The 500-nt window shown below is 38.6% G+C and carries 1 protein-coding gene; it reads right to left on the bottom strand.

The genetic code is table 11. The features are described from left to right. Positions 1 to 135: 135 nt before the first annotated feature. Positions 136 to 414: a conjugal transfer protein TraD gene (traD, locus tag AB4124_RS34100; RefSeq protein ID WP_063660744.1), complete on the bottom strand. Its 279-nt coding sequence runs from the start codon at positions 412 to 414 to the stop codon at positions 136 to 138. Positions 415 to 500: the final 86 nt, after the last annotated feature.

The raw sequence follows: 500 nt of genomic DNA, 5'->3' as shown, positions 1-500 counted from the left end.
CATTTTTTACTCTCCCAGATGATATGTTTTTTAAACATACCACAAAGCCGGGCTACGGTGAAGACTAACGCACAAGCCCCGCCGATAGCGGGTTCTTGCTTGTTCAACCCTTCCAAGTGTCAGATTAGAAATCTGTCACTTGTCAGCGTTTTCTAGACGTGATTTTAGCAATCTTTCACCATTACTTTTTAACGCTTGTTTTTGCTCGTCGCTTAACTTGTTAAAGTGTTCAAGAAAACCTACCACAAGAGCTAGATCGTAATCTAAACCGAAGACCCTTGTAACCTCGCCRCCAACAGTAAATTTTTTATGTTCTCTAGCTTTTCTTTCTTTCTGCGATGCTTCTTTTTTAAGTTTAGATAATCTATCTTGTGCTAATGCTAATTTTTGTTCTAATGTTTTYTTACTCGCCATGATCGTTACTCCTTACATAAACAATATCATAATCACACCATACGCCCGATGTTTCCCACGTCGAAATAGAAAGGGCGCTTTTTAAT

The organism is Paenibacillus sp. 2KB_20 (assembly GCF_052115765.1).
In the GTDB taxonomy this organism is placed as follows: domain Bacteria; phylum Bacillota; class Bacilli; order Paenibacillales; family Paenibacillaceae; genus Paenibacillus_AQ.
Note: the sequence above shows the minus strand (reverse complement) of the source record. Positions and strands in the feature narration are given on the sequence as shown.